At 73.1% G+C, this 23,649-nt stretch carries 31 protein-coding genes; 17 read left to right on the top strand and 14 right to left on the bottom strand.

Annotation, left to right across the window (positions count from 1 at the left end; genetic code table 11):
- Positions 1-392 precede the first annotated feature (392 nt).
- From WBN91_RS26580 to WBN91_RS26595, 4 genes are all read left to right on the top strand, one after another.
- Positions 393-2,567 carry a sensor histidine kinase gene (locus WBN91_RS26580; RefSeq protein ID WP_337722105.1) on the top strand — a complete coding sequence of 725 codons (2,175 nt, stop codon included), beginning with the start codon at positions 393-395 and terminating at the stop codon, positions 2,565-2,567.
- Between the two features lie 31 nt (positions 2,568-2,598).
- Positions 2,599-2,958: a DUF742 domain-containing protein gene (locus tag WBN91_RS26585; RefSeq protein ID WP_337722104.1), complete on the top strand. Its 360-nt coding sequence runs from the start codon at positions 2,599-2,601 to the stop codon at positions 2,956-2,958.
- A gap of 179 nt (positions 2,959-3,137) precedes the next feature.
- Positions 3,138-3,614: a superoxide dismutase family protein gene (locus WBN91_RS26590; RefSeq protein WP_337722103.1), complete on the top strand. Its 477-nt coding sequence runs from the start codon at positions 3,138-3,140 to the stop codon at positions 3,612-3,614.
- A 157-nt stretch (positions 3,615-3,771) separates the two neighbouring features.
- Complete coding sequence (locus tag WBN91_RS26595) at positions 3,772-4,101, top strand: DUF3040 domain-containing protein (protein ID WP_337722102.1); 330 nt, start codon at positions 3,772-3,774, stop codon at positions 4,099-4,101.
- Here WBN91_RS26595 and WBN91_RS26600 read toward each other — a convergent pair.
- Positions 4,065-4,955, bottom strand: a complete 891-nt coding sequence (locus WBN91_RS26600) for a LysR family transcriptional regulator (protein WP_337722101.1) — start codon at positions 4,953-4,955, stop codon at positions 4,065-4,067. The two genes, WBN91_RS26595 and WBN91_RS26600, sit on opposite strands and share 37 nt — an antisense overlap.
- 61 nt (positions 4,956-5,016) lie before the next feature.
- Here WBN91_RS26600 and WBN91_RS26605 point away from each other — a divergent pair, with 61 nt between their 5' ends.
- Together WBN91_RS26605 and WBN91_RS26610 are read left to right on the top strand one after the other, a co-directional pair.
- Positions 5,017-5,841 (top strand): TIGR03619 family F420-dependent LLM class oxidoreductase, encoded by an 825-nt coding sequence (locus tag WBN91_RS26605; protein WP_337722100.1) that lies wholly within the window; start codon positions 5,017-5,019, stop codon positions 5,839-5,841.
- Positions 5,842-5,933: 92 nt separating this feature from the next.
- Positions 5,934-6,623: a universal stress protein gene (locus tag WBN91_RS26610; protein WP_337722099.1), complete on the top strand. Its 690-nt coding sequence runs from the start codon at positions 5,934-5,936 to the stop codon at positions 6,621-6,623.
- Positions 6,624-6,658: 35 nt separating this feature from the next.
- Here WBN91_RS26610 and WBN91_RS26615 read toward each other — a convergent pair whose 3' ends face one another.
- The 4 genes from WBN91_RS26615 to WBN91_RS26630 form a co-directional block, all read right to left on the bottom strand.
- A complete protein-coding gene (locus WBN91_RS26615) occupies positions 6,659-6,796 on the bottom strand; it encodes a hypothetical protein (protein ID WP_337722098.1) in 138 nt (45 codons plus the stop codon).
- Positions 6,797-7,198: 402 nt separating this feature from the next.
- Positions 7,199-7,948: a glucose 1-dehydrogenase gene (locus WBN91_RS26620; protein WP_337722097.1), complete on the bottom strand. Its 750-nt coding sequence runs from the start codon at positions 7,946-7,948 to the stop codon at positions 7,199-7,201.
- A 44-nt stretch (positions 7,949-7,992) separates the two neighbouring features.
- Positions 7,993-8,838, bottom strand: a complete 846-nt coding sequence (locus WBN91_RS26625; protein WP_337722096.1) for a helix-turn-helix transcriptional regulator — start codon at positions 8,836-8,838, stop codon at positions 7,993-7,995.
- A gap of 10 nt (positions 8,839-8,848) precedes the next feature.
- Entirely contained in the window at positions 8,849-9,454 is a 606-nt protein-coding gene (locus WBN91_RS26630) for a TetR/AcrR family transcriptional regulator (protein WP_337722095.1), read from the bottom strand.
- Positions 9,455-9,523: 69 nt separating this feature from the next.
- Between WBN91_RS26630 and WBN91_RS26635 the strand changes: the two genes are divergently transcribed.
- Together WBN91_RS26635 and WBN91_RS26640 are read left to right on the top strand one after the other, a co-directional pair.
- Positions 9,524-10,468, top strand: coding sequence for a beta-ketoacyl-ACP synthase III (locus tag WBN91_RS26635; protein WP_337722094.1), 945 nt, complete (start codon positions 9,524-9,526; stop codon positions 10,466-10,468).
- A 53-nt stretch (positions 10,469-10,521) separates the two neighbouring features.
- Complete coding sequence (locus WBN91_RS26640; protein WP_337722093.1) at positions 10,522-10,833, top strand: hypothetical protein; 312 nt, start codon at positions 10,522-10,524, stop codon at positions 10,831-10,833.
- Positions 10,834-10,837: 4 nt separating this feature from the next.
- Here WBN91_RS26640 and WBN91_RS26645 read toward each other — a convergent pair whose 3' ends face one another.
- Positions 10,838-11,458 carry a GNAT family N-acetyltransferase gene (locus tag WBN91_RS26645; protein WP_337722092.1) on the bottom strand — a complete coding sequence of 207 codons (621 nt, stop codon included), beginning with the start codon at positions 11,456-11,458 and terminating at the stop codon, positions 10,838-10,840.
- Complete coding sequence (locus tag WBN91_RS26650; protein WP_337722091.1) at positions 11,455-11,991, bottom strand: mycothiol transferase; 537 nt, start codon at positions 11,989-11,991, stop codon at positions 11,455-11,457. The genes WBN91_RS26645 and WBN91_RS26650 overlap by 4 nt, the downstream gene beginning before the upstream one ends.
- Positions 11,992-12,045: 54 nt before the next feature.
- Between WBN91_RS26650 and WBN91_RS26655 the strand changes: the two genes are divergently transcribed.
- Complete coding sequence (locus WBN91_RS26655; RefSeq protein ID WP_337722090.1) at positions 12,046-13,017, top strand: helix-turn-helix transcriptional regulator; 972 nt, start codon at positions 12,046-12,048, stop codon at positions 13,015-13,017.
- A gap of 35 nt (positions 13,018-13,052) precedes the next feature.
- A complete protein-coding gene (locus WBN91_RS26660) occupies positions 13,053-13,817 on the top strand; it encodes a class I SAM-dependent methyltransferase (RefSeq protein ID WP_337722089.1) in 765 nt (254 codons plus the stop codon).
- On the opposite strand, the gene WBN91_RS26665 is transcribed toward WBN91_RS26660, so the two are convergent.
- Both WBN91_RS26665 and WBN91_RS26670 read right to left on the bottom strand, forming a co-directional pair.
- Complete coding sequence (locus tag WBN91_RS26665; protein ID WP_337722088.1) at positions 13,814-14,233, bottom strand: nitroreductase family deazaflavin-dependent oxidoreductase; 420 nt, start codon at positions 14,231-14,233, stop codon at positions 13,814-13,816. The two genes, WBN91_RS26660 and WBN91_RS26665, sit on opposite strands and share 4 nt — an antisense overlap.
- Before the next feature lie 55 nt (positions 14,234-14,288).
- The gene (locus WBN91_RS26670; RefSeq protein ID WP_337722087.1) at positions 14,289-14,735 is read right to left on the bottom strand and encodes an SgcJ/EcaC family oxidoreductase; all 447 of its coding nucleotides are present in this window, start codon (positions 14,733-14,735) and stop codon (positions 14,289-14,291) included.
- Between the two features lie 80 nt (positions 14,736-14,815).
- On the opposite strand from WBN91_RS26670, the gene WBN91_RS26675 reads away from it, so the two are divergent.
- Positions 14,816-15,271 (top strand): MarR family winged helix-turn-helix transcriptional regulator, encoded by a 456-nt coding sequence (locus tag WBN91_RS26675; RefSeq protein ID WP_337722086.1) that lies wholly within the window; start codon positions 14,816-14,818, stop codon positions 15,269-15,271.
- Between the two features lie 18 nt (positions 15,272-15,289).
- Here WBN91_RS26675 and WBN91_RS26680 read toward each other — a convergent pair whose 3' ends face one another.
- Positions 15,290-15,856: a TetR/AcrR family transcriptional regulator gene (locus tag WBN91_RS26680; protein WP_337722085.1), complete on the bottom strand. Its 567-nt coding sequence runs from the start codon at positions 15,854-15,856 to the stop codon at positions 15,290-15,292.
- A 104-nt stretch (positions 15,857-15,960) separates the two neighbouring features.
- Between WBN91_RS26680 and WBN91_RS26685 the strand changes: the two genes are divergently transcribed.
- Both WBN91_RS26685 and WBN91_RS26690 read left to right on the top strand, forming a co-directional pair.
- Entirely contained in the window at positions 15,961-17,355 is a 1,395-nt protein-coding gene (locus WBN91_RS26685) for an FAD-dependent monooxygenase (protein ID WP_337722084.1), read from the top strand.
- 66 nt (positions 17,356-17,421) lie between these two features.
- Positions 17,422-17,616, top strand: coding sequence for a hypothetical protein (locus WBN91_RS26690; RefSeq protein WP_337722083.1), 195 nt, complete (start codon positions 17,422-17,424; stop codon positions 17,614-17,616).
- Here the strand turns inward: WBN91_RS26690 and WBN91_RS26695 are convergent.
- Complete coding sequence (locus WBN91_RS26695; RefSeq protein WP_337722082.1) at positions 17,613-17,822, bottom strand: DUF2795 domain-containing protein; 210 nt, start codon at positions 17,820-17,822, stop codon at positions 17,613-17,615. The two genes, WBN91_RS26690 and WBN91_RS26695, sit on opposite strands and share 4 nt — an antisense overlap.
- A gap of 61 nt (positions 17,823-17,883) precedes the next feature.
- Between WBN91_RS26695 and WBN91_RS26700 the strand changes: the two genes are divergently transcribed.
- Positions 17,884-18,216 (top strand): hypothetical protein, encoded by a 333-nt coding sequence (locus WBN91_RS26700; protein ID WP_337722081.1) that lies wholly within the window; start codon positions 17,884-17,886, stop codon positions 18,214-18,216.
- Positions 18,217-18,290: 74 nt separating this feature from the next.
- Here the strand turns inward: WBN91_RS26700 and WBN91_RS26705 are convergent, their stop codons facing one another.
- Positions 18,291-18,689 carry a DUF6292 family protein gene (locus WBN91_RS26705; RefSeq protein ID WP_337722080.1) on the bottom strand — a complete coding sequence of 133 codons (399 nt, stop codon included), beginning with the start codon at positions 18,687-18,689 and terminating at the stop codon, positions 18,291-18,293.
- Between the two features lie 111 nt (positions 18,690-18,800).
- Entirely contained in the window at positions 18,801-19,703 is a 903-nt protein-coding gene (locus WBN91_RS26710; protein WP_337722079.1) for a LysR family transcriptional regulator, read from the bottom strand.
- Positions 19,704-19,809: 106 nt separating this feature from the next.
- Here WBN91_RS26710 and WBN91_RS26715 point away from each other — a divergent pair, with 106 nt between their 5' ends.
- Complete coding sequence (locus WBN91_RS26715; protein ID WP_337722078.1) at positions 19,810-20,691, top strand: NAD(P)H-binding protein; 882 nt, start codon at positions 19,810-19,812, stop codon at positions 20,689-20,691.
- A gap of 51 nt (positions 20,692-20,742) precedes the next feature.
- Here WBN91_RS26715 and WBN91_RS26720 read toward each other — a convergent pair whose 3' ends face one another.
- On the bottom strand, positions 20,743-21,342 hold the full coding sequence (locus WBN91_RS26720) for a Pr6Pr family membrane protein (protein WP_337722077.1): 600 nt from the start codon (positions 21,340-21,342) through the stop codon (positions 20,743-20,745).
- Between the two features lie 337 nt (positions 21,343-21,679).
- On the opposite strand from WBN91_RS26720, the gene WBN91_RS26725 reads away from it, so the two are divergent.
- Together WBN91_RS26725 and WBN91_RS26730 are read left to right on the top strand one after the other, a co-directional pair.
- Positions 21,680-22,300: an RNA polymerase sigma factor gene (locus WBN91_RS26725; RefSeq protein ID WP_337722112.1), complete on the top strand. Its 621-nt coding sequence runs from the start codon at positions 21,680-21,682 to the stop codon at positions 22,298-22,300.
- On the top strand, positions 22,293-23,447 hold the full coding sequence (locus WBN91_RS26730; protein ID WP_337722076.1) for a CU044_5270 family protein: 1,155 nt from the start codon (positions 22,293-22,295) through the stop codon (positions 23,445-23,447). The genes WBN91_RS26725 and WBN91_RS26730 overlap by 8 nt, the downstream gene beginning before the upstream one ends.
- Positions 23,448-23,649: the final 202 nt, after the last annotated feature.

The raw sequence follows: 23,649 nt of genomic DNA on the forward strand, positions 1-23,649 counted from the left end.
GGACCCGGGACAGCGCGCAGCGTCCCTTTGGCCGTGGTTGCGCGACACTCTAGGTAACCCTAAGCGGGTAGATCCATCCGCCGTTCGGAGTAACTGAGGGTCTACAGGTAGTCAACAACGTGTACTACCTACCCTGGGGTAGATAGCCTCCGCGCGATCTGCTATAAAAGCCCCCGCACACCAGTCCAGCGCGTCACCACAAATGAACCGCAGGTGACTTCGGGGAACCTGCGGATGCCTTGTCGGCCGTTGTCGGGGTTATTTCCGCTCTTGAGGGCGCGTTTAGTGCCGTGCGCCCGCCGTTCGTTGTCGTTGCGATTCCGCGATCCGGTGATGGCGAACCGATCCCGCTGCGTGCCGACGAGCCGGGGAAGGTTGAGAAGACGTCGTCCATGCGCACACTCAAGCGGCTGCGGGGATCGGGCACGATCCAGTCCCGCGTCCTGGCCATCGCCCTCATCCCGTCGATCGCGATCATGGTCGTGGGTGTCGTCCTGTCCGGCTACCTGGCCTACCAGGGGATCAGCACCAGATCCTTCGCCGACAACGTCCGCAGCTCGCTGGGCCCCAGTTCGAGAGTCATCGCCGCCGTCCAGGAGGAGCGGCGGCTGACCACCCTCCAGCTCAACGACCCCGGCGCCGACCGCAAGAAGCTCGCCGAGCAGCGCGGAGCCGTCGACACCGCGCTGGTCGAGCTGTCCGCCACGGTCGAGCGCCTGGCCGAGGACGCCCCCGACGAGCTGCGCAAGCCCCTGCAACTGCTCGGCGACGCCTCCCGCGACCTGCCGCAGATGCGCCAGCGGGCCGACTTCGGCGCGGTCACCCCCGGCCAGGTCTACGACTTCTACGGCGACCTGGTCGACTTCGTCGGCCTGGGCGTGCAGGGCATCGCCCGGTCGGCCACCGACGGCGAGGTCGCCTTCGAGCAGACCATCAGCTCCGAGCTGCTGCGCTCGGTGGAGGCCCAGGCCCGCTCGCACGTCCTGGTGCAGCGCGCGATGACGCGCGGCCTGGACGAGAAGGAGTACCACGAGCTGGCCCACCAGATGGGCACCTACCACGAGCTCATCGAGACGATCGTGCCCCGGCTGACCGACCAGGAGCGCACGGACTACACCAACCTCAAGGGCACCGACCCCTGGAAGACCCTCGTCGCCGGTGACGACAAGATCATGGCCAAGGGGCCGGGCAAGCACCCCGCCGACTTCGACGTCGAGGCCTGGGAGAAGGCCCACCGCACGGTGTCGGAGAGCCTGCTCAAGCTCTACGTCGCCCACTCCACCTACGCCGCCGACCTCGGGGCCGAGCGCGGCGGCACGGTGCTCACCGCGTCGCTGATCGCGGGCGGCGTGATCCTGCTGCTCGCGATCGCCGCGATGGTCGTCGCCCTGCGCCAGTCCCGCTCGCTGATCCGCCGCCTGACCACGCTGCGCAAGAACACCCTGGAGGTGGCCGAGCGCAAGCTGCCCGACGTCGTGGCGCGCATCGGGCGCGGCGAGCGCGTGGACGTCGAGTCCGAGCTGCCCGCCTTCGACCACGGCGACGACGAGATCGGCCAGGTCGCGCGGGCGTTCGAGAAGGCGCAGCGGTTCGCGGTGTCCGCCGCCGCCGAGGAGGCCGAGACCCGCCAGGGCGTGCGGTCGGTGTTCCTCAACATGGCCCACCGCAACCAGGTCATGGTGCACAAGCAGTTGCAGGTGCTGGACCGGGCCGAGCGCACCGAGGAGGACCCCGACCAGCTCGCGCTGCTGTTCCAGCTCGACCACCTGGCCACCCGCAGCCGCCGCAACGCCGAGAGCCTGATCATCCTGGGCGGCAAGCGGCCCGGCCGGCAGTGGCGCAACCCCGTGCCGCTGCTGGACGTGGTGCGCGGCGCGGTGTCGGAGACCGAGCACTACAGCCGGGTGGACACCGGGTCGCTGCCGGAGGTGAAGCTGGCAGGCGGGGTCGTCGCCGACGTCATCCACCTGCTGGCCGAGCTGGTCGACAACGCCACCGCGTTCTCCCCGGCGGAGACGCACGTGGACATCGTGGCCACCCGCGTCGGGCGCGGTGTCGTCATCGAGATCGAGGACCAGGGCCAGGGCATCCAGGAGGAGCGGCTGGCCGAGCTGAACCGCCGGTTGTCCAGCCCGCCGGACTTCGGCGTGATGGCGCTGACCGGGGAGACCCGCATCGGCCTGTTCGTGGTGGGGCAGCTGGCCAACCGCAACGGCATCAAGGTCGCGCTGCGCGAGTCGATCTACGGCGGCGTGCAGGCGGTCGTGCTGCTGCCCAACGACCTCATCGCCGAGGAGTCGCCGGCGGAGCAGACCACCACGCTGGAACCGGTCGTCGCGCCGCAGCCGCGCCGCGCGCCGCTGGACCGCCGCACGCCCGGCGAGGCGCTGGCCACCCGCACCCCGGGCGAGTCGCTGGCCGCCCGGTCGCCCGGCGAGTCGCTGGGCAGCGTGTCCGGGTCGCTGCCGCTGTTCGAACCGGCCGTCGAGCCGGAGCCCGAGCGGTCCCGCGCCGGGTTCGCGGCGTTCCAGCAGGGCGTGCAGCAGGCGCGGGGTGAGGACGCGTGACGGTCGCCGCCGGGGGAGGGGTGCCCGCGTCGTGACCGACGAGGACGCCTGGTACGACCAGGACGCCGGCCCGTTAGTGCGCCCCTACCAGGTCACCCGGGGCCGGACCAAGCCGGTCGGCCCCCAGCTGGACCTGATCACCCTCGTGGTCGCCACCGGCTTGCAGCCGCACGCGCTGAACCCCGAGTACCTGCGGGTGCTGGAGGTCTGCGCCGTGCCGCAGTCGGTCGCGGAGATCTCCGCCAAGGTCGGGCTCGCGCTGGGCGTGGCCCGGGTGGTGATCAGCGACCTGCTCGAACGGGACTTCCTGATGTTCCGCTCGCGGACGATCTCCGCGATGCCGGACCTGGAGATGCTCCAGCGGGTGCTGGAGGGGATTCGCAGGCTCTAGAGGCCCTCGTCGGGCCGAGCAAGGTATGGAACGCGGGGCGATGTCCCCGCACGGTGTAGGAGGCCGCGATCCGCACACGCACGGTTGCCGTTCTGACCCTCGCCGCCGCCCTCTCGGGCTGCGGCGCGAACGGCGCGCAGAACACCACCTCGACCACCTCGTCCACGCCGCCGCCGTCGGTGGCGCTGCGCGGCGGTGGCGCGTTCGCCACGTGGTCCCCGGACGCCCCGGCGACCACGTACAACCCGGAACTGGTCCCGGCGGGCTCGTCCGCCGAGGTCGTGGTGACGACGTCCCCGGACGGGGTCGTCACCGAGCTGAAGGTCACCGGGCTGCCACCCGGCCGGGCCTACGGCGCGCACGCCCACGTCAAGGCGTGCGGTGAGAAGGGGGAGGCGGCCGGTCCGCACTTCCAGGACAAGGCCGACCCGGTGACCCCTTCGGTCGACCCCGAGTACGCCAACCCGCGCAACGAGATCTGGCTGGACTTCACCACCGACGACAAGGGCGGCGGCACCGCGAAGTCCACTGTGGAGTGGAAGCTCGGCGACCGGAAGCCCGCGTCCGTCGTCATCCACGAGAAGACGACGGCGACCCACGCCGGCCACGCCGGCACCGCCGGCGCTCGCCTGGGCTGCGTGACCCTCAAGCCGTGATGTCGAACCCCGTGCGGCCGATACCGGCGGCACGGGGTTCGACCACGGCTCGCGCGGGGTACTCGGCCCGAACAAGAGCAATTCCACCCTGGCGCACGGGGTGGTTGTTCGGGTGATACTGGACGGGTCGGGACCCCGCGCGCGGAGGTGGCTGGTCATGGGCTTGAGGGACCGTGAGAAACGCGCACTGGAGGAGATCGAGCGCAACCTCGTCGGGGAGGACCCGCGCCTGGCCAACCGGCTGGCCCGCATGCGCCCCGGCCCGCGGCTGTCCGGCCGCCTGGGCGTCGCCGTCGGGCTCACCGTCGTCTACCTGCTGGGCCTGACCGTGGTCGTCTTCGGCGTCACCACCGGCTCGACCGCCCTGGTCGTGCTCGGCGCGGTCCTGACCGCCGTGTTCCCCGTGCTGCTGGTCGTCGACGCCGTCCGCGCCGGCCGCCGCCCCGACCCCTACACCGTCGTCGACAGGGCCCCGTCCGCCGGGTAGCACAGGCACCGGGAACACGACTCGGCGAACTCGCGCACCACCGCGCGCCGGTCGCCGGCCCGCCACACCACGGCCAGGCGGCCCGGTGGCAGTCCGGTCACCGGGCGGCACACCACGTCGAAGCGCGGCGAGGTGTCCGCGTTGCCCGCGGGCAGCAGCGCCACGCCCACCCCGGCGGCGACCAGTTCCAGCAGCTCGTCGGCGCTCTCGGCCTCGGCGGCCACCCGGGCCGGCGTCACCCGGTGCTCCTCGGCCAGCCAGAACGCCCGCAGCGCCCCGGCCGACGCGGGGTGCGCGACGAACGGCTCGTCGGCCAGGTCGGCGAACCGGACGCCGGCCCGGTCGGCCAGCCGGTGGCCCGCGGGCAGCACGACCCAGCGCTCCTCGGTGCTGACGACCTTCCACGCGAACCGGCCGTCGTCGGGCACCGGCAGCCAGGCCAGCGCCACGTCCACGCCGTCCGCCAGCCCCGCGGCCGGGTCGCCCCACGACACCTGCCGGAACCGCAGCCGCCACCCCTCCATGCGCGCCCTGACCGAGGGGACCAGGCCGCGACCGATGCGCAGGTGGAACCCGACGGTGAGCGTGCGCGCCGCCCCGGCCACGTCGTGGCGGGCGTCGTCCCACCGGCCCAGCAGCGCGCGGGCGTGCGGCACCAGGGCCTCACCCGCCGGCGTCAGCGACACGCCGTGCCGGTCCCGCTCGAACAGCGGCGTCCGCAGCTCCGCCTCCAACCGCCGGACCTGCTTGCTCAGCGTCGGCTGCGCCACGAACAGCCGCCCGGCGGCGCGGGTGAAGCTGCGCTCCTCGGCGACGGCGAGGAAGTACCGGAGGTCGCGCAGGTGCACACCCATGCCCGCAGGCTATAACCGCCGCTCTTGGACGGGTCCGGCCGGCGCGGCCGAGGATCGCCGGGTGGAACTCGGTGTCTACGGACTCAACGCCAAAGCGGCCATCCCGCACACCACCCGCCTCGCCCGGCTGGCCGAGGACCTGGGCTACCGGTCCTGGTGGTGCGGCGAGCACGTCGTCCTGCCCAGCCCGCGGGTGCCCGCGTCCCCGATGGCCCCCGAGGACCCGATCCTCGACCCGCTGGTGCACCTGGCGCACGTCGCCGCGGTGACCGAGCGGCTGGAGGTGGCCACCGGGGTGCTCGTGCTGCCCCAGCGCAACCCCCTGCTGCTGGCCAAGCAGGCGGCGAGCCTGGACGTGCTGTCCGGCGGGCGGCTGCTGCTCGGCGTCGCCGCCGGTTACCTGGAGCCGGAACTGACCGCGATGGGCGTGCCGCTGTCCGAGCGCGGTGGGCGCACCGACGAGTACATCGACGCCATGCGCGCACTGTGGACCGATCCGGCGCCGGTGTCCTTCGAGGGCAGGCACGTGGCCTTCCGGGGCCTCGACGCGCACCCGCGGCCGGTGAGCGGTCCGCGGGTCGTGGTGGGTGGGCACAGCCGTGCCGCGTTCCGCCGGGCGGTGGCGCGCGGGCACGGCTGGTTCGGCACCGGCAGCGGCCCGGACGACCTGGTCGCCCACCTGCGCGGCCTGGCCCGCGCGGCCGACGAAGTCGAACGGCCCGCCGAGCTGGGCCGGTTGGAGGTCAACTTCCTCCAGATCGACCCGGTCGAGGTGCCCTCCACCGACCGCTACGCGGAGTTGGGCGTGGACCGGTTGGCGCTCTACCCGTTGCCGCTCGAGGATGGGGACGACGTGGCGAGGTTCCTGGAACGCCACGCGAGTTGACACCCGAAAGGGTGGCCGGCCCTGGCATTCGGGGACGAAGAGGGGCAGAGTTTTCGATACCCCACACCACCTCCACGCGCGCGAGGCGAGCCATGTCGAGAGTCGTCGCAGAATCCGTCGAGGCCCTTCCCCGGTTCGGCGCCCGCCGGACGATCGCGGTCGGTCTGGACGGTTCCGAGGCGGCCAAGCGCGCACTGGACTGGGCGGTCGAGCACGCCGCCGCCACGCGGGCGGAGCTGGTGGTGGTCGGCGGGACCCCCACGGTCGGCCGGTTCGTCCGCGGCGGCCCGGACGAGCTGCGCGCCCTGGAGTGCGACACCCTCGTGGTCGGCTCGCGCGGCGAGCCCTTCCACGGCCTCGCGGCGGCGGCCGAGAACCCGGAGCGCAGGCTGGTGGTCGTCCGCGGCCTGCCCCGCCTGCGCACCGGCGTGGTGACCGCGGCCGTGGGCGGCGTGTCCGACCGAGCGGTCCTGCGGGCCGCCGCCGAGACCTGCCGAGCGAGGTCCGCCCGCCTGCGCCTGCTGCACTTGCACCTCCACTTCGGCGGGGTGGCCGAGGTGGGCGAACCGGACGACACCCCACTGCGCCACGCGACGAAGTACCTACGCGCGATCGCCCCGGACGTCGAACCGACCACCCTCCTCGACCAACGGGCCCCCCACGAGGCCTTCGGCGCCCCCGACACAGACCTGCTGATCATCGGCCGCGGCTACGGCGGCACGGTGGGCCGCGTGGCGAAAACCGCCTTCTACCACTCGGCCTGCCCAGTGCTGTTGGCCTGACACTTCAGCGCCCGACACCCTGCGCGCCCGACACCTCAGCCGGGCGCGGTCAGCGGGCGGAACTCGGCCGGGCACGCGCCCTCGGGCACGCGCTCGTAGAAGAACTCGAGCCGGTTCGACGCGCCCAACCGCACCACCGCCCACCGCCGGGCAGGCCGGTCTTCTGCACGCACACCCCCCCAGGTGCGTGCGCGGGTCCACCGCCAGGCGCGACGAGGTGCGGAGGGCTACCCAGGCGGCGGTGTGGAAGCGCCGATCGCCTCCTCGCCGCCCAGCGCCGCCGCGTGCCGCTCCGCCGCGCCGACCAGGCTGAGCGAGGCCGGCGCCGCGCCGGCCGCAGCCACCACGACCGCCCCCGCCAGGAGCCACCCGCGAGCAGCCGCTGACCGGCCTCGCCCACCAGGAGCACGCCGACGACCGCCAGCGCCAGGAGCGCGAACGGCCGGGCGCCCAGCATGTACTCGAACACGCCGAGGTTCGCCCGCACCCGCAGGCCGAGGTGGTCCAGCCGGGTCTGCTCGCGCACCCACCCCAGCTGCACGAGCAGGCCCCGCAAGATCAACTGAACGGGTGAACTACGCCATCGGCCCGGCGACCGTCGCCACGACACCGCCGTCGACCACCAGGTCCTGCCCGTTGACGTAAGCGCCCTCGTCCGACGCCAGGAACGCGACCGCCGCCGCGACCTCCTCCGCCGTGCCCAGCCGACCCGCCGCCACCCCGGCGACCACGGCGTCGTGCAGGTCCGGGGACACGTTCTCGTGGTACATCCGGGTCTCGATGTACCCGGGGCTCACCGAGTTCACCCGGATCCGCCTCGGCGCCAGCTCGGCCGCCAACGTCCGCGCGAGGTTGTGCACGGCGGCCTTGGTCGCGGCGTACAGCGACGCGTCCGCCATCCCCCGGTGCAGGGTCCACGAAGCGTTGATCACGACCGCGCCGCCGTCGACCAGGAGCGGCAGGGCCTTGGTGACGGTGAAGTAGACGCCCTTGAAGTTGACGCCCACCACCCGGTCGAACTCCGCCTCCGTGACCTCCGGCGCGGGCTGGAAGGAGGCGACGCCCGCGTTGGCGAACACCACGTCCAGCCGGCCGAAGCGGGCGCGGACCTCCTCCACCAGCGCATCCAGGTCGGACGAAGAAGACACGTCACCGGCCACGCCGTGCAGGCCGGGCTCCAGGACGGCGTCCAGGCGGGACTTGTCGCGGCCGGTGACGACGACCTGCGCGCCCTCCGCGACCAGGCGGCGCGCCACCGCCAGGCCCATGCCGCTGGTGCCGCCGGTGACCAGGGCGGTCTTGCCGTCGAATCGGTTGTGGTTCATGGGAACCAGCCTGGCCGCCGACGAGCGGGTGAGGCAGTGCGCGCTCAACCTGGGTGTGCCACCACCACCCTGAGCCGGGACAGCCGCTCGACCAGCTCGGCGGTCCCGGTGCCCGGCCTCGGGTGGTACAGCTCCAGGTACCAGTCCGGGTGGTCGGTGACGGTCAGGGTGGTCAGGTCGAACAGCAGCTCGCCGACCTCCGGGTGGTGGACCGCCTTCACCGCCTGCCCCGGCACGGCCACGTCGTGCCGCGCCCACAGCCGGGCGAACTCCGGGCTCACCGCCGTCAGCTCCGCGACCAGCCGCTGGAACTCCGGGTCGTCGGGGGCGTGCGCGGCCTCCGCGCGGAACGACGCCACGACGGCGGGCGCGATCGAGGACCAGTGCTCGTGGGGCTCGCGGTAGCGCGCCTTGGTGAAGAAGGAGATCAGGCAGTTGTGGTCGGTGTCGTCGTAGCCGAGCACGGTCCGCGTGCAGTCGTTGACCACCAGCAGGTTGTGGTACCGGTCGCGCAGGATGGCGGGGTTGGGCGACCACGCGTCCACCAGCCGCCGCAGCTGCTGGGTGACCTCGTGGTCCCGGCCCACCGCCCGCGGCGGGTTCAGGCCGGCCAGCACGTACAGGTGCGCCCGCTCGGTGTCGCTCAGCCGCAGCGCGCGGCCGACGGCGTCGAGGACCTCGCCCGAGACGCGGATGTCCCGGCCCTGCTCCAGCCACGTGTACCAGGACACCCCGACCCCGGCGAGCACGGCGACCTCCTCGCGCCGCAGCCCCGGTGTGCGCCGCCGCCCGGCCGCGGGCAGGCCGACCTCCTCGGGCGTGATCCGCGCCCGCCGGGCACGCAGGAAGTCGCTGAGCTGCTGACGCCGTGTCGTCGATCCAGTGCCCACGCCGTCCACGTTAGCCGGCCAGCACGCGGTCCAGAGCGCGGCGGGTGCGGGCCACGGCGTCGCGGGCGCCGAACAGGTGGATCTCCTGGTTCAGCGCGAAGAACACGCCGAAGATCTCGAACGCGACCTGCTCCGGGTCGGTGTCGGCGGGCAGGTCGCCGTGCTCGACGGCGGTGCCGACCTCGGCGGCCAGGCGTCGCCGCCACGCGGTGAACAGGCGGGCGACGAAGTCGCGCACGGGTCCGCCGCGCGCGTCGAACTCGATCGAGGCCGTGGTGAACAGGCAGCCGCCGGGGAAGGTGTCGCGGTCGCCCTCCAGGTAGCCCGCCCACGTCCCGCACACCGCCCGCAGCCTGGGCAGGCCCGGTTCGACGTGCTCGACCGGCTCCCACACGGTCCGCGTGAACACCCGCGAGGCCGCCCGCAGCGCGGCGAGCTGCAACGCCTGCTTGGTGCCGAAGTGGCCCAGCACGCCGGCCTTGCTCATGCCCAGGTCGGCGGCCAGCCGCCCGATGGTCAGCCCCTCCAGCCCGTCGACGGACGCGAGCGCCATCCCGCGCGCCACGATGCGCTCCCGGGTGCCGCGGGCTTCGGCGGCGGACTTGCGCGGACTCATGCCCTCCATCTTAGCTTCCGACCGATCGGTTGCTATTCTCGGCGCCACCTTCGAGCCGAGGAGAACACCGTGCCGGGAAGCCGCATCGCCGCCCTGGGGCACTACCAGCCCGTCCGCGTCCTGACCAACGACGACCTGGCGACGATGGTCGACACCAGCGACGAGTGGATCCGCCGCCGCACCGGCATCGCCACCCGCCGCATCGCCGCGCCCGACGAGTCGGTCACCGACCTCGCCGCCGCGGCGGCGGCCAAGGCGCTGGCCGGCGCGGGCCTGGAACCGTCCGACATCGGCCTGATCACGGTCGCGACGTGCTCCGCGATCGACCGCAGCCCGTCGGTCGCCGCCCAGGTCGCGGCCCGCCTGGGCATCCCGGCGGCGGTGGCGTTCGACCTGAACAACGCGTGCGCCGGCTTCTGCACGGCCCTGGCCGTCGCCGACCACTCGGTGCGCGCCGGCGCCGCCCGGCACGCCCTGGTGATCGGCGCGGAGAAGATGTCCGACCTCACCGACTGGACCGACCGCAGCACGTGCGTCCTGCTCGGCGACGGCGCGGGCGCGGCCGTGCTCAGCGCCTCCGAGGAGGCCGGGATCGGGCCGGTCGCCTGGGGCTCGGACCCGACCAAGGGCGACGCCGTCCGCCTGGTCGACGAGTGGCACCCCAAGTTCGCGCAGGAGGGGCAGGCGGTGTTCCGCTGGGCCACCGGCGAACTGCCCGCCGTAGTGCGCCAGGCGTGCGAGCTGGCCGGCCTGACCCCGGCGGACCTGGCCGGGATCGTCACCCACCAGGCCAACCTGCGGATCATCGAGGCCATCGTGCGGCAGCTGGACCTGCCCGAGACCGTGCTGGTGGCGCAGGACGTCGTCGAGTCGGGCAACACCTCCGCCGCCTCGGTGCCGCTGGCGCTGTCCAAGCTGGTGGACCGGGGCGACCTGCCGTCGGGCGCTCCCGTGCTGCTGTTCGCGTTCGGCGGTGGCCTGTCGTGGGCCGGTCAGGTCGTCACGACGCCGTGATCGCGTAGAACTGCTCATGCGCTCGACACGGGCGCATGAGCAGACTCGCGGTCATGACGGAGATCGACCGGCGTCGGCTGCTGGGCGTGGGCGGGTTCCTGCTGCCGTGCGCGCTGCTGGTGGGCGTGTACTTCGCCTACTCCTCGAACGCTTTCGGCTCGTGGGGCTGGAAGGGCGGCGAGTACGCGTACGCGTTCATCGGCGTGGCGGTCGGGGCGATCCTGCTCGGCTGCGTGCTCAAGCTCGTCTGGCTGGAGTCGCCGCGGGGCGCGCTGGGCACCGGCTTGGTCCTGGGCGGCACGCTCGGCGTGGTCGTGGTGGTGGCGCTGGTCGTGCTCTTCGTCGTCGCCTGGTCCCGGATGTGAGCTGTCACGGGAAGTCCAGCCGCATCACCACCCGGCGCGGGAAGGGGTGCGTGACCTCGGTGAACCCCGCCTCCTCGAAGACCTGCCGCACGCCCACGTGCGTCTCGCCCCACGTGATGTGCTTGCCCGGCGGGACGACCATCGGGTACGCCTCGACCGCCTTGGCCCCGCCGGCCCGCGCGTGCTCGACGGCCGCGCGGGCCAGCGGGTAGGTCAGGCCCCGGCCCCGGAAACCCTTGCGCACCACGAAACACGTCACCGCCCACACGCCGGGGTCGTCCTTGTCCTCCTCGCGCCCCAGCCACGGGACGCGGGTGCCGCGCAGCTTCGGGTAGGCCGTGCGGGGTTCGACGGCGACCCAGCCCACCGGCTCGCCGTCCAGGTAGGCGACCAGGCCGCTGGTGGCCGGCGCGTCCGGCTCGCCGCACGCGGTCTGCCGGTAGAGCCGGGCGATCCGCTCGTCCTCGGTGGTGTCGCGCCAGATCCAGCCGGCCACCTTGAACCGCTGGCACCGGCAGTGTCCGGCGTCGGTGGTACCGAACACCGCGTCCACGTCCTCGGGCGCGGCCTGGTTGGCCGGGACGACGACGAGGTCGTCGGTCACCGCGGCGGGTGCTCCGGTCACTGCGGTGGGTCCTCTCCGACCAGGCCGTCGACGGCTTCGCGCATCAGGTCGGCGTGGCCGGTGTGCCGGGCGTACTCGTCGTGCAGGTCGCACAGGACGCGCCGCAGGTTGGGGCGGGCGCCGCCGCCGTAGGTGTGCGCGGAGAGCCGGTCCAGGCCCTCGTCGGCGAGCGCCTCCGCCCAAGCGGCGCGGGACCGCTCGACCGCCGCCCGCCACCGCGCGTACAGCTCGCCCGGGTCGTCGTCGGCGGCGGAGGTCCACTCCCACTCCTCGTCCGGCGCGCTGTCCCACGGCGGCGAGATCGGCCGGCCGAGCAGGTCCAGGTCCGTGCGCTGGTCCTCGACCCGGGTCAGGTGCTTGAGCAGGCCGCCCAGGGTCATCGCGGACGGCGGGTGGGGCTTGCGCAGGGCGTCGCCGTCCAGCCCACCGACCTTCCAGGCGAACTGGGCGCGGGAGCGTTCCAGCGCGAAGAGCATCATCTCCACCTCGCCGGCCGACATCGGCGGCTCGTGGATCGTGGTGTCGCCGGTCATGGAAGGGGACGTTAGGCTCGGTTCCGGACGTTCTGCTTCCGGATTGGCGAACCCGTGCCTCCCTCCTCCGACCTGAGCCCCACGGCTCGGGCCCTGCTGGCGCTGGAACTCCTGCAAGGCAGCCCAGGCATCACCGCCGACCGCCTGGCCGACAAGCTCGGCGTGTCCGAGCGGGCCGCCCGCCGGTACGTCGGGATCCTGCGCGAGGCGGGCGTGCCGATCGAGTCCGAGCGCGGACCCTACGGCGGCTACCGGGTGGGCCGGGGCCTGCGCCCGTCGCTGCTGATGCTCACCTCGACGGAGGCGTTGGCTCTGGTCATGGCCGTGCTGGACGGTCACCACGACGCCGGTGACCCGACCGAGGCGGTGGGCAGCGCCCTGGGCAAGCTGATCCGCGCCCTGCCCGAACCGGTCGCGGCGCAGGCCCAGGCGGTGCGCCGCACGACCGCCCCGGCCCCCGACCGGTCCGCCGCCCGTCCCGCACCCGACACCACAGCGGTCCTGGTCCGGGCGTGTGCGGACCACCACGCGGTGCGCCTGGACTACCGCTCGGAAGCCGGGTCGGAGTGGACCACCGACGTGGACCCGTGGGCGGTGGTCGTGCGCCACGGCCGCTGGTACCTGCTGTGCCGGTCCCGCCGGTCGGACACCCGGCGCGCGTACCGGGTCGACCGGGTCCGGGCGGTGACCGTGCTGGAGGAGACCTTCACCCCGCCGGTCGGGCTGGACCCGGTGGCCGAGCTGGAGGACCACCTGGCGGTGGGCTGGGAGTACGAGGTGGAGGTGCTCATCGACGCGCCGCTCGCGCGGGTCACCCCTTGCGTGCCGCGGATCCTGGGTCGGCTGACCGAGGCCGGCCCCGCGACCACGCTGCTGGTCGGCAGCACCAGCAGCCCGGTCTGGTACGCCGAACAGCTGGCCGCCGTGCCCGCCCCGTTCCGGGTGGTGCGCGGCCCGGAACTCCGCACCGCCGTCACCACCCTGGGCCGCCGACTGCTGGCCGCCGGCGGCACCGACCCGTCATGATCGCCTCCCACGCGGGGAGCACTAGCGTTGCCGGGGTGGACCGATCGGAGATCTTCGACATCGCGCACCTGCGCCACCCCATCGCGGCGCCGGTGGCGCCCGACCGGGTGAGCGAGCTGGTCGGCTGGTTGAGCCCCGCCACCGGCGCCCGCGTGGTCGACCTCGGCTGCGGCGAGGGCGAGTGGCTGCAACAGGTGCTGCTGGACCACCCGGCGACGACGGGCGTCGGGGTCGACCACGCGCTGCCGGCCTCGGCCGCCCGGCGCACCGGCGAACGCGGGCTGACCGACCGGGTCCGCTGGATCGAGACCGACGCCGCCACCTGGAGCGACGGGCTCTTCGACGTGGTGCTCTGCGTCGGCGCCCGGCACGCCTTCGGCGGGTTGGAGGACATGCTGGTCGCCGTCCGGCGGCACCTGCGCCCCGGCGGTCAGGCGCTGATCGGCGAGATGATCTGGGAGGGCACCCCGTCCGCGGCGGCGGTGGCCGCGCTCGGACTCCCGGCCGACTCCGTCCCCGACCTCGCCGGCCTGGTGCGGGCCTTCCGGCGGCACGGGTTCGAGCCGTCCTTCGGGCACGTCAGCACGCCGACCGAATGGGACGACTACGAGTTCAGCTGGACCGGCTCGCTCGTCGACTGGGCCGTGCGGTCGGCCGGGTCCGTCGAGGACCGCGAGCAGGCGCTGACCGCCGCCCGCGAGCACCGTGACACCTGGCTCGGCGGCTTGCGGCGTGAACTCGGGTTCGCCACCTTCGTCCTGCACGACGTCGCGCCCGAGCCGGCCCGAGGTGCCGACTAGACCCGTTCGAACACGACGATCGGGATCACCCGGTCGGTCTTCTTCTGGTACTCGGCGAACTGCGGCGAGTACGCCACCATGCCCGCGTACAGCCGGTCCCGCTCGGCCCGGTCCTCGATGACGGTCGCCGTCGCCTCGAAGGTCTCCTCGCCCACCTCCAGGGTGACCTTCGGCGTGGCCAGGATGTTGAAGTACCACGCCGGGTGCTGGGGCGCGCCCGCGTAGGAGGCCGCCACCACGTACCGGTCACCGTCCCGCGTGTAGGCCAACGGCGACACCCGCTCCTGACCGCTCTTCGCGCCCACGGTGGTCAGCAGCAGCAGGTCGCCCCCTTCGAACCGGCCACCGACACGTCCGCCGTTGGCGCGGAACTCGGCGATCAGCCGCTGGTTGAACTCGCGCAGGGACTCGGCCATCCGGGTCACGTCCTTTCGAAGTTCGGTGCCTTTCGAACAATCATAGGCGGGATGATCACGCGGTCCGCCCGGTGGGACGCAGCGCGGGCGCCACGCGGAACGAGATCGCCTCCATCACCGGCTTGCGCTTGGTGTTCTGGAAGGCCGCGATCCGCCACCGGTCGTCCTGTCGCACCAGGGCGTACGTCTGCACCTTGGTCAACTTCTTGGGCGGTGCGCCCTTGTAGGTGTCGCCGCGGCCCGTCACCACCGCCGTGTCCGGAGACAGGAACCGGACGTCGACCACCTCGTCGGCCAGCCGCGTGCCCTTGAGGAACTTCTCGAACAGCGCCCGATGGCTCTCCACGATCTCCGCGCGGCCCTGGTAGCACGTGCCGACGAAGGTCACGTAGGTGGCGTCTTCGGTGAAGAGTTCGCCGTACGCGTCGGCGTCGTGCCGGCCCCACGCGTCGACCAGTTCGGACAGGACGGAGAGCACTGCGGCGCGGTTGCTGTCGGGCATGATTCCTCCTCGTACTTGATGCAGTATCTGCACACGTGCAACCTCTGCACGTGTGCAGATACTAGGCACCGGGAGGGTTCATGGCAACCGACCGACACCTGGTCTTCCGCGCTTACCTGGACGCGGTGGGCCTCCACGGGATGGCCGGTGCCGAGGCCGCGGGCCTGCACGCGACGGAGTGGTACGCCCTGAGCCAGATCTCCCTCGACGGCCCCCTGACCTCGGGCGAACTGGCCACGGCGACCGGCCTCACCACCGGCGCCACCACCCGCCTGATCGACCGCCTGGAACGCGCCGGCTACGTCCGCCGGACCTCCGACCCGGCCGACCGCCGGAAGGTGCGCGTGGAGGTCGTCCCGGAGTCGTTGGCCCGCATCGACGAGGTGGTGGCGCCGGCTCGGGCGAAGATCGCCGAAGTCCTCGCCCGCTACACGGACGACCAGCTGGACACCCTCTTCGACTACTTCACCCACGCCACCCCGGCGTACCGGGCGGCGACCACCGAGCTGCGCGCGTCCCGCAAGCGCCCCGACTAGCCGCGGAACGCGATCGGTTCACGCGGTCGGGTGTGGGTCGGTCAGGTAGCGCTGGAGGGTGGGGCCGATCCACGCCACCAGTTCCTCCCGCCCCATCGCCACCACCGGCGGCAACCGCAGCACGTACCGGGTGAGTGCGATCCCCAACACCTGCGTGGCCACCAGGCCCGCCCGCGTGGCCACCGCGTCGGGTGCGACCGCCGCGACCGCCGGTCCCAGTTGGGCGGCGAAGATCTCGCGCATCCGCTCGACCGCCGCCGTGTTGGTGACGGCCGCCCGGAGCAGGGCCATCAGGGTCTCGTCGCCGTCCCAGCGGTCGACGACGTGGCCCGCCAGGCGGTGGCCGACCTCGTCCTTCGACATGGTCGTGACGTCCGGCAAGCGCAGGTCGAACTCGGCCGCCGCCGCGAAGAGCTTCTCCTTGTTGCCGAAGTAGCGCATGACCATCGACGGGTCGATGCCGGCGTCCGCCGCGATGGCGCGGATCGTGGCTCGCTCGTAGCCGTCCTCGGCGAAGCGTTCGCGGGCGGCGGCGAGGATCGCCTCCTTGGTCGTGTCCGAGCGCTTGGCCTTGGTCGTGGTCATGCCAACGAGTGTAGGCCAACAAGTGTTGACATCGCCACCGGTGGCGTGCTCTCCTTGGTGCCAACAAGCGTTGGCAAACAAGCGTTGACCTGAAGGAGGGCGTCATGGCCGAGGTGATCGTGGTCGGCAGCGGGCCGACCGGGCTGCTCGTGGCGGGGGACCTGGCGGAGGCCGGTGTCGCGGTGACGGTGTTGGAGCGGCGGGACGGCAAGGTGTCCAACCTGTCCCGGGCCTTCGGCGTCCACGCCCGCTCGTTGGAGCAGCTCGACGCCCGTGACCTGGCGGAGCGGCTGCTGCCCACGGGCGCGGCGGTGGACAAGGTGCGGCTGTTCGGCGGGGTGGAGGTGGACCTGGGCGCGCTGCCCAGCCGGTTCCCCTTCCTGCTGATCACGCCGCAGTACCACGTTGAGGAACTGCTGCGGGAGCGCGCGCTCAAGGCCGGTGTCGAGATCGTGCACAACGCCGAGGTGCGCGGCCTCGCGCAGGACGCCGACGGGGTCACCGTCACCACCGCCGACCGGACCTACCGGGCCGCGTACGTCGTCGGCGCCGACGGGTACCGCAGCGCGGTCCGCCAGGCGATCGGGCAGCCGTTCCCGGGCAAGTCCGTGCTCAAGTCGATCATGCTGGCGGACGTCCGGGTCACCGAGCCGCCCGCCGAACTGCTCGCCGTCAACGGGGTCGGGGACGCGTTCGCGTTCATCGCGCCCTTCGGCGACGGCTACTACCGCGTGTTCGCCTGGGACCGCCGCCACCCCCGCGGCGACGACGAGCCGCTCACCCTGGACGAGGTCCGCGAGGTGACCAAACGCGCCCTGGGCACGGACTTCGGCATGCACGACGCCCGCTGGCTGTCCCGCTTCCACAGCGACGAGCGGCAGGCGCCGGACTACCGGGTCGGCCGGGTGTTCCTCGCCGGCGACGCGGCGCACGTCCACTCGCCGGCGGGTGGCCAGGGCATGAACACCGGCCTCCAGGACGCGGCCAACCTGAGCTGGAAGCTCGCCGCCGTGCTGCGCGGCGCGCCCGACCGCCTGCTGGACACCTACCAGGCCGAACGGCACCCGGTGGGCCGGTCGGTGCTGCGCAGCAGCGGGGGCATCATCCGGGCCGCCATGATCAAGTCGCGGGTGGGGCGGGCGGTCCGGGGTGTCGTCGCCCGGCTGGCGCTGTCGGTGCCGGCGATCGCGCGCAAGGCCACCGGTCAGCTCAGCGGTGTCGGCTACGCCTACCCCAAGCCCGCCGGCGCGCACGACCTGGTCGGCACCCGCGCCGCGGACCGCCCGCTGGCCGACGGCCGCCGCCTGTACGAGGCGCTGCGCGGGCAGCGGTTCGTCCTGCTGGGTGACGCCGATGTCAGCGGCTGGGAGGACCGCGTCGAGGTCGCGCCGCACGCGGACGGCCTCCTGGTGCTGGTCCGCCCGGACGGCTACGTCGGCTGGGCGGGCACGGACCCGGCCGCGCTGCGCCAGGCCCTCACCGAGCTGGTGGGTCGGTGATTACCGCCCCCGCCGGGGTACCCGGAGTGTCCGAAGAGGATCCGAGAGCGACGAGGAGGACGTGCCGTGGAACGGGAGAGCACCCAGCACGGTCCCTTGGTGGACGACGAGCTCAAGCACGAGCTGGAGGACCAGCTGCGGGCGGGCGGCCCGACGCACGCCGAGCAGTTCCGCGACCCGGAGATGCCCGACGCGGAGGAGTCCGACGAGCTGGGCCTGGACCCCGCCCGCCGCGCCGACCCGCCCGCGAACCGGCCCTAGCCGTCCCGGCTCTGGTCGATCGCCACCGAGTCGAGGACCTCCTCGAACGAGCCGAACACCTCGCCGGGGATCGAGCGCAAGGCGTGCACCGTGTCCTCGTCGGCGTTGTTGCGGGAAGCGTGGTCGGCCAGTTGCGCCTTGTCCGCCGGGTACCGGACGTCACGCAGCGCGGTGCGCAGCCGGTCGACGGTCGTCGTGTCGCTCATGTCCGGCCGACTACCCGCACGACCCCGGCGTAAACGGCGGCCCGGAGGGAACCCCGGTGGCATGGACGTCGACGCGAGGGAAGACCTCCGGAAGTTCGTGCTGGACCGCCTGGCCGAGGACGAGCGGCGGCTGGCCGAGGGCGGGTCGTCGGTGCTGGAGGACGCCGAGGGCCGGGGCCGGCTGCGGATCGTGCGCGCCGACGAGGGCGGTGGCCTGCTGCTGCTCCCCGGAGGGGAGTCCGCCGACCACGACCACGCGACCGTTCCGTTCGCGGAGAAGGCGGCGCTGCTGCGCGAGGAGCTGGAGTCCGGGGCGGACGACGCGACCCTGCGCCTGCTCGCCGCCGCCTACGACACCCAGCACTCCTGGCAGGAGGAGTGGCGTCCGAACTGACCGTCAAGTGCGCTGGGCACCCGCGCTGAGCGCCCGCGGCGCCCGCACTGAGAGCGCCCGCGCTGGGCGCCGGCTCATGCGGTGCGCGAGAGTCCTGCTGTGGCGGGGGTGCGCCGCCGCTGGGTGAGGTCGCTGACCGGTCGTGGCACCGTTTCGCCGCGCAGCACGTCGGTCGCCCACGACGCCACGACGTCCGGCGGCGGTAGAACGTCGCCAGGCAGGCGCTCCTGCACCACGAGGTCCTGCGCACCCCCGGACTCGACCGCCACCGCCCAGCCCCGGCGCTCGTCCCACACGAGCGCCGCGTCGTACTCCGGGAACCCGGGCAGGTGACCGTCCACCGCGAGGTACACGCTCGCCGGCCGCTCTGCCTGCACCACGGAGCACTCGCCGCTCAACCCCAGCGCCGCCGTGACCAGCCGCACGTACTCGCGCAACACCCTGGTTGCCGCGTCCTCGAAGTCCAGTGCCATCGCCAACCGCCCTCATCCAGCCCGAACCGCCGGCGCCGACTGTTTGACGCTCCGCCCAGATACCCCAACCGGGTGAGAAGCCAAACGGAGGACGGCACTGTAACGATCCAGTCAGCTGGTGACGGTGGCCACTGAGCTCGCATTGGCTGCTGCGGGGTGGGTGTCGGCTACCTCCGTGGCCGCGCGTACGAATGCGGCGACCGCCTGCGAGCGGGAGTTCCGAGGCCATGCCACGGAGAGCGTGAACAGCGGCAGGTCGCAGACTGGTCGGTAGGCGATGCCGGGGCGTGGGTGCCGTCGGGCCAGGGACGTCGGCAGGAACCACACCATGTCGCCCAGCTCGACCATGTTGAAGATCTCCGCCAGGTCCCGGGGTCGCGGGCCAACCCGCGCGGGCCGGCCGGCCCCGTCCTGCTCGGCCGGGGTGCCGTCGGGCAGCGTGCGGCCGGCGAAGTCCGCCAGGTGCAGTTCCGGCCTGTCGACCAGCGGGTCGCCGGCCGCCAGCGCGACCACGCGGGGCTCGGTGACCAGCGGTTCGGCGTCCACGTCGGTGTCGTCGTACGGGCCGGGCAGCAGGGCGACGTCGGCCCGGCCGTCACGCAGGGCGGCGACCTGGTCACCGCGTCCGCCCAGCACCAGTTCGACCGGCGGAAGTCCCTGCTCCCGTTGGTACGCGGCGATCATCCGGGGCAGCAGCCCGGCGTCGAAGTCGGCCTTGAGCGCGAGCCGCAGCACGGGAGCGGGGCGGCCGGCGTGTCGGGTTCGGCGGGCGGCGGCGGTGACGGCCTCCAGCGCGGAGCGGCCCTCGCGCAGCAGGACCTCGCCGGCGGCGGTGAGGGCGACGTGGCGGGTGGTGCGGTCGAGCAGGCGGACGCCGAGGGTGCGTTCCAGGTCCCGGATGGCCCGTGACAGCGGCGGCTGCGCCATGCCCAGCCGCCGCGCCGCCCGGCCGAAGTGCAGCTCCTCGGCCACCGCGACGAAATACCGAAGCTGGCGGACCTCCAGGTCGTCCATACCCGCACGGTATCAACGCGGACCGGATCGGTCCTTCAGCTCCGCCTTGTCCGCCTGTTGACTCGATCTCGTTGTGCCCCAACGAAACGCACTGGAGACAATCGGCATGATCGTCGTGACCACACCGACGGGCAACACCGGCCGCAGGGTCGTGCGCGGCCTGCTCGACCGGGGCGCACCCGTCCGCGTCATCGCCCGCGACCCGTCCCGCCTGCCGGACGACGTCCGCGAGCGGGTGGAGGTCGTCGCGGGGTCGCACGCCGATCCCGACGTCGTGACCAAGGCCTTCGCCGGCGCGGACACCGTGTACTGGGTCGTCGCGCCGGACCGGCGGGCCACGGACGTCCACGCCGCCTACGCCGGGTTCACCGAGGCGGCGTGCCGCGCGTTCACCGAGCAGGGCGTCCGGCGGGTCGTCGGCGTGTCGGCGCTGGGACGCGGGTCGGCGGTGGCCGGCGAGGCCGGGCTGGTGACCGCGTCGCTGGCGATGGACGACCTGATCACGGACACGGGCGTGCACTACCGGTCGCTGACCATGCCGTCCTTCATGGACAACCTGCTGCGGCAGGCGGAGACCATCCGGGACCACGGCGTGTTCTTCGACATGCTGTCCGGTGACCGCAAGCTGCCCCTGTGCGCGACGCGGGACATCGCCGACGTGGCCCTGCGGCTGCTGCTGGACGACTCGTGGCACGGGCGTGAGGACGTGCCCGTGCTCGGGCCGGAGGACCTGTCCCAGCACGACCTGGCCGCCGTCATGACCGAGGTGCTGGGCCGGCCGGTGCGCTACCAGCAGGTGCCGGAGGCGGCGTTCGAGGCGCGGATGGTGGAGGTCGGCATGTCCGCGCCGTTCGCGCGCGGCATGGCGGAGATGATGCGCGCCAAGGACAACGGCCTGGACAACGCCGAACCCCGCACACCGGAGTCCACCACGCCCACCACGTTCCGCCAGTGGTGCGAGGAGGTGCTCAAGCCCGCCATCGCTTGACCGGTCGGACCCTTCGCCTGCCCGTGCCGCCTGCCCGTGCCGCCGCGTTCGCTAGCGCAGTGGTGCGGGCAGGCGCTCGTCGAGCAGCTTGAACACGACCGCGAACACCACCGCCACGGCGACCACCAGCAGGGCGTTGCGCAGCGCGTCGGCCAGGCCCAACTTGGTCACGTCGAGGAACGGGTACGGGTACCAGCGCGTGAAGGCGCCTTGCGTGAAGATGTAGAGCAGCCACGCCACCGGCCAGACGAACGCCGCCGCCACCGTCCCCCACGTGATGCGCGGACGCGGGCCGAGGGCCAACCACGCGCCGATCGTCGCCCACGGCGAGATGTAGTGGAACCCGATGGTCGCCACCAGCGCCGCGCCCGTGAGGTGCACCTGCGGGGCGAGGACGATCGCGAACACCAGTCCGGTGATGAGGATGCCCAGCAGCCCGTCCAACCGGACCACCCGCCACACCGGCCCGTCCCGCGTCGGCCGCAACGCCAGGACCGCGGCCGTGACCAGCACGATCAGGTTGCTCTGGATCGTGAAGTAGCTGAACAGCCGCCACAACCGCACCCCGAGACCGCCGGTGGTCTGCCCGGAGTTGGCGTCCGCGCCCCCGGTGAAGATCAGGACGAGTTGGATGCACAGCGAGGCGAGCACGACCAACGCGATGGCCGCGTGCCACCACCGTGAAATCGCTACGGCGGTCGAACGGTCTCAACGGTGACCATGTCGGTAGCTTAGGCCGAACGGATCAATGCCACTCGGTGAAAGAGGTGTCACGCTCAGTCGCCGTGAACGTGGGGAGCGGCTGCGGGCAACACCAGGTGTGAGGACGATGACCCAACACACGACGGCGGGCACGGGGTCCGATGCGGCGTCTGGTGCGGCCTCGGGCGCGGTGCCTGGCGCGGTGTCCGGCGGGGCGTCTGGTGCGGCGTCCGGCGAGATGTTCGGCGGGGTGCCGGGCGCGGCGTCGGGTGCGGTCTCGGGCGCGATGTCTGGTGCGGGGTCGGGCGCGGTGTGTGGCGCGGTGTCGGAGGTGGTGTCGGAGGTGGCGGGCGCGGAGGATCGGCCGGATCTGGCCGGGCCGACGCCGAGCCGGGTCTTCGGGCAGCTGTTCGACCGGCACGCCCGGTCGCTGCACCGGTACCTGGCCCGCCGCGTGGGCGACCTGGCCGACGACCTGGTCGGCGAGACGTTCCTGGTCGCCTACCAGACCCGCACGGGCTACGACCCGCAGCGGGGCACGGCCCGCTCCTGGCTGTACGGCATCGCGACCAACCTGCTGCGCCGCCACGTGCGCCAGGAGGTGCGCGGCCTGGCCGCCGCCGCCCGAGCGGCCGGCTCCACCGCGGGCGGCGAGGACCACGGCGGCCGGGTCGCCGACCAGGTCGACGCCGCCGCGCGGACCCGGCTGCTGGCCGGCGCGCTGGCCGGGCTGGACCCGGGCGACCGGGACGTCCTGCTGCTGACCAGCTGGGCCGGGCTGGACTCGAACGAGGTCGCCGAGGCCCTCGGCATCCCGGTCGGGACCGTCCGCTCCCGGCTGCACCGCGTGCGGCGCCGCCTGCGCGCCCACGCTTCCGAGACCGACGCGAGGACCGGCGATGAGTGACGACAACATCCACCGCATCTGGACCGAAGACGAGCTGGACGCCGCGCTGGACGCCCTCAACGCCGACGCCGACCGCGACGGCGAGAAGGCGCTGGCCCGAGCCAGGGCCGCGCTTCTTCACATCACTGAAGAGGGGGAGAACGACGTGGCTGCGGGTTCGAAGGAGGCCGGCGTGACCGCTGGCGTAGGGGAGACCGCCGGCGTGGGCGAAGCGGGCGTGGCTGGCGGCGTGGAGAGGTCGAAGCGGCGCTGGGTGTTTGGGGCGGCGGCTGTGGCGGTGTTGGTGGCGGCGGGGTTGGTTGTGCAGACCGTGTCGTTCGGCCGCGGGCCGGCGCCGGCCACCGCCGAGGCCGCGGCGACCCTGGACCGTGCGGCGGCCCAGGCGATCGGCGCCACGGACGAGCCGGTCGGACCCGGCCAGTACCGGTACGTGGCTACCCACGCCTGGTGGATGGCCTCCACCGCCGGCGCCAGCCGTGACTTCTCCCGCCTGGCCGAGAACCTCCTCGAAACCTGGGCGCCGGCCGACGAACAGGGCGAATGGCTGCTCCGCCGCGACGTCACCGGCAACCAGCAGTGGGTCGTCGGCACGGAAGAGGAAGCCAAGGCCGCCGGCGTCGAGACCGAAGGCGGGTGGCCCGAGGGCGAGTGGCGCGCGAAGTGCGGTGGCTTCTTCGCCGAACCCGGCAAGGAGTGCGACGAACGCGGCAGCTGGCAGCGCCCCACCGCCCAGTGGCAGGCGAGCCTGCCCACCGACCCGGACGCCCTCTTCCAGCGCCTGCAAGACGACGCCCCCGACAACTCCCGCGGCGAGGCCGAACTGCTCGTCTACGCGGCGGACGCGTTGCGCAGCGGCCTGATCCGCAGTGACGTGCGCGCCAACATCTACAAGGCACTGGCCAAGGTCCCGGGTCTCCAGGTGACCGAGAAGCAGGCCAACCTGGGCGGCCGACTGGGCACTGCCCTGGGCATCGACGACGGCGACACCCGGCAGGACATCATCATCGACCCGGAGACCGGCCAGTTCATCGGCGAACGCCAGGTGACGACGTCGGATGTGGACCGGTTCAAGGCGGGGACGGTTCTGGAGTTCACGGCCGTGGAAACCGGTGTGGTGGACCGGATCGGGGTCAAGCCGACTCGCTGATGCGGTGGTGGGGGACCCGTGCGGACCGTCGGGGGCGCACGGGTCTTCCTGCGCTTCTAGGGCGCTTCGTGAGCTTCAAGCGTGGACGCGCTGCGCGCTCTCAAGCGAACGCGCTGCGCGCTTTCGAGCGCCTGCCGGCGGGCGAACCACCGATGGGGGGTGAAGGGCGTCGGTTCCCCCACCGCATGGCCCGGCGGAGCCA

The organism is Saccharothrix sp. CCNWYY140, from assembly GCF_037401995.1.
In the GTDB taxonomy this organism is placed as follows: domain Bacteria; phylum Actinomycetota; class Actinomycetes; order Mycobacteriales; family Pseudonocardiaceae; genus Actinosynnema.

Bases quoted from the DNA above. Each gene is read 5' to 3' on its own strand.
- WBN91_RS26700 (WP_337722081.1), top strand. From the start codon at position 17,884: ATGGACGTCGACGCGAGGGAAGACCTCCGGAAGTTCGTGCTGGACCGC.
- WBN91_RS26600 (WP_337722101.1), bottom strand. From the start codon at position 4,955: ATGGGTGTGCACCTGCGCGACCTCCGGTACTTCCTCGCCGTCGCCGAG.
- WBN91_RS26665 (WP_337722088.1), bottom strand. From the start codon at position 14,233: ATGGCCGAGTCCCTGCGCGAGTTCAACCAGCGGCTGATCGCCGAGTTC.
- WBN91_RS26730 (WP_337722076.1), top strand. From the start codon at position 22,293: ATGAGTGACGACAACATCCACCGCATCTGGACCGAAGACGAGCTGGAC.
- WBN91_RS26705 (WP_337722080.1), bottom strand. From the start codon at position 18,689: ATGGCACTGGACTTCGAGGACGCGGCAACCAGGGTGTTGCGCGAGTAC.
- WBN91_RS26680 (WP_337722085.1), bottom strand. From the start codon at position 15,856: ATGACCACGACCAAGGCCAAGCGCTCGGACACGACCAAGGAGGCGATC.
- WBN91_RS26695 (WP_337722082.1), bottom strand. From the start codon at position 17,822: ATGAGCGACACGACGACCGTCGACCGGCTGCGCACCGCGCTGCGTGAC.
- WBN91_RS26675 (WP_337722086.1), top strand. From the start codon at position 14,816: ATGGCAACCGACCGACACCTGGTCTTCCGCGCTTACCTGGACGCGGTG.
- WBN91_RS26715 (WP_337722078.1), top strand. From the start codon at position 19,810: ATGATCGTCGTGACCACACCGACGGGCAACACCGGCCGCAGGGTCGTG.
- WBN91_RS26620 (WP_337722097.1), bottom strand. From the start codon at position 7,948: ATGAACCACAACCGATTCGACGGCAAGACCGCCCTGGTCACCGGCGGC.
- WBN91_RS26630 (WP_337722095.1), bottom strand. From the start codon at position 9,454: ATGAGTCCGCGCAAGTCCGCCGCCGAAGCCCGCGGCACCCGGGAGCGC.
- WBN91_RS26670 (WP_337722087.1), bottom strand. From the start codon at position 14,735: ATGCCCGACAGCAACCGCGCCGCAGTGCTCTCCGTCCTGTCCGAACTG.
- WBN91_RS26650 (WP_337722091.1), bottom strand. From the start codon at position 11,991: ATGACCGGCGACACCACGATCCACGAGCCGCCGATGTCGGCCGGCGAG.
- WBN91_RS26595 (WP_337722102.1), top strand. From the start codon at position 3,772: ATGGGCTTGAGGGACCGTGAGAAACGCGCACTGGAGGAGATCGAGCGC.
- WBN91_RS26580 (WP_337722105.1), top strand. From the start codon at position 393: ATGCGCACACTCAAGCGGCTGCGGGGATCGGGCACGATCCAGTCCCGC.
- WBN91_RS26710 (WP_337722079.1), bottom strand. From the start codon at position 19,703: ATGGACGACCTGGAGGTCCGCCAGCTTCGGTATTTCGTCGCGGTGGCC.
- WBN91_RS26640 (WP_337722093.1), top strand. From the start codon at position 10,522: ATGACGGAGATCGACCGGCGTCGGCTGCTGGGCGTGGGCGGGTTCCTG.
- WBN91_RS26685 (WP_337722084.1), top strand. From the start codon at position 15,961: ATGGCCGAGGTGATCGTGGTCGGCAGCGGGCCGACCGGGCTGCTCGTG.
- WBN91_RS26725 (WP_337722112.1), top strand. From the start codon at position 21,680: ATGTCTGGTGCGGGGTCGGGCGCGGTGTGTGGCGCGGTGTCGGAGGTG.
- WBN91_RS26610 (WP_337722099.1), top strand. From the start codon at position 5,934: ATGTCGAGAGTCGTCGCAGAATCCGTCGAGGCCCTTCCCCGGTTCGGC.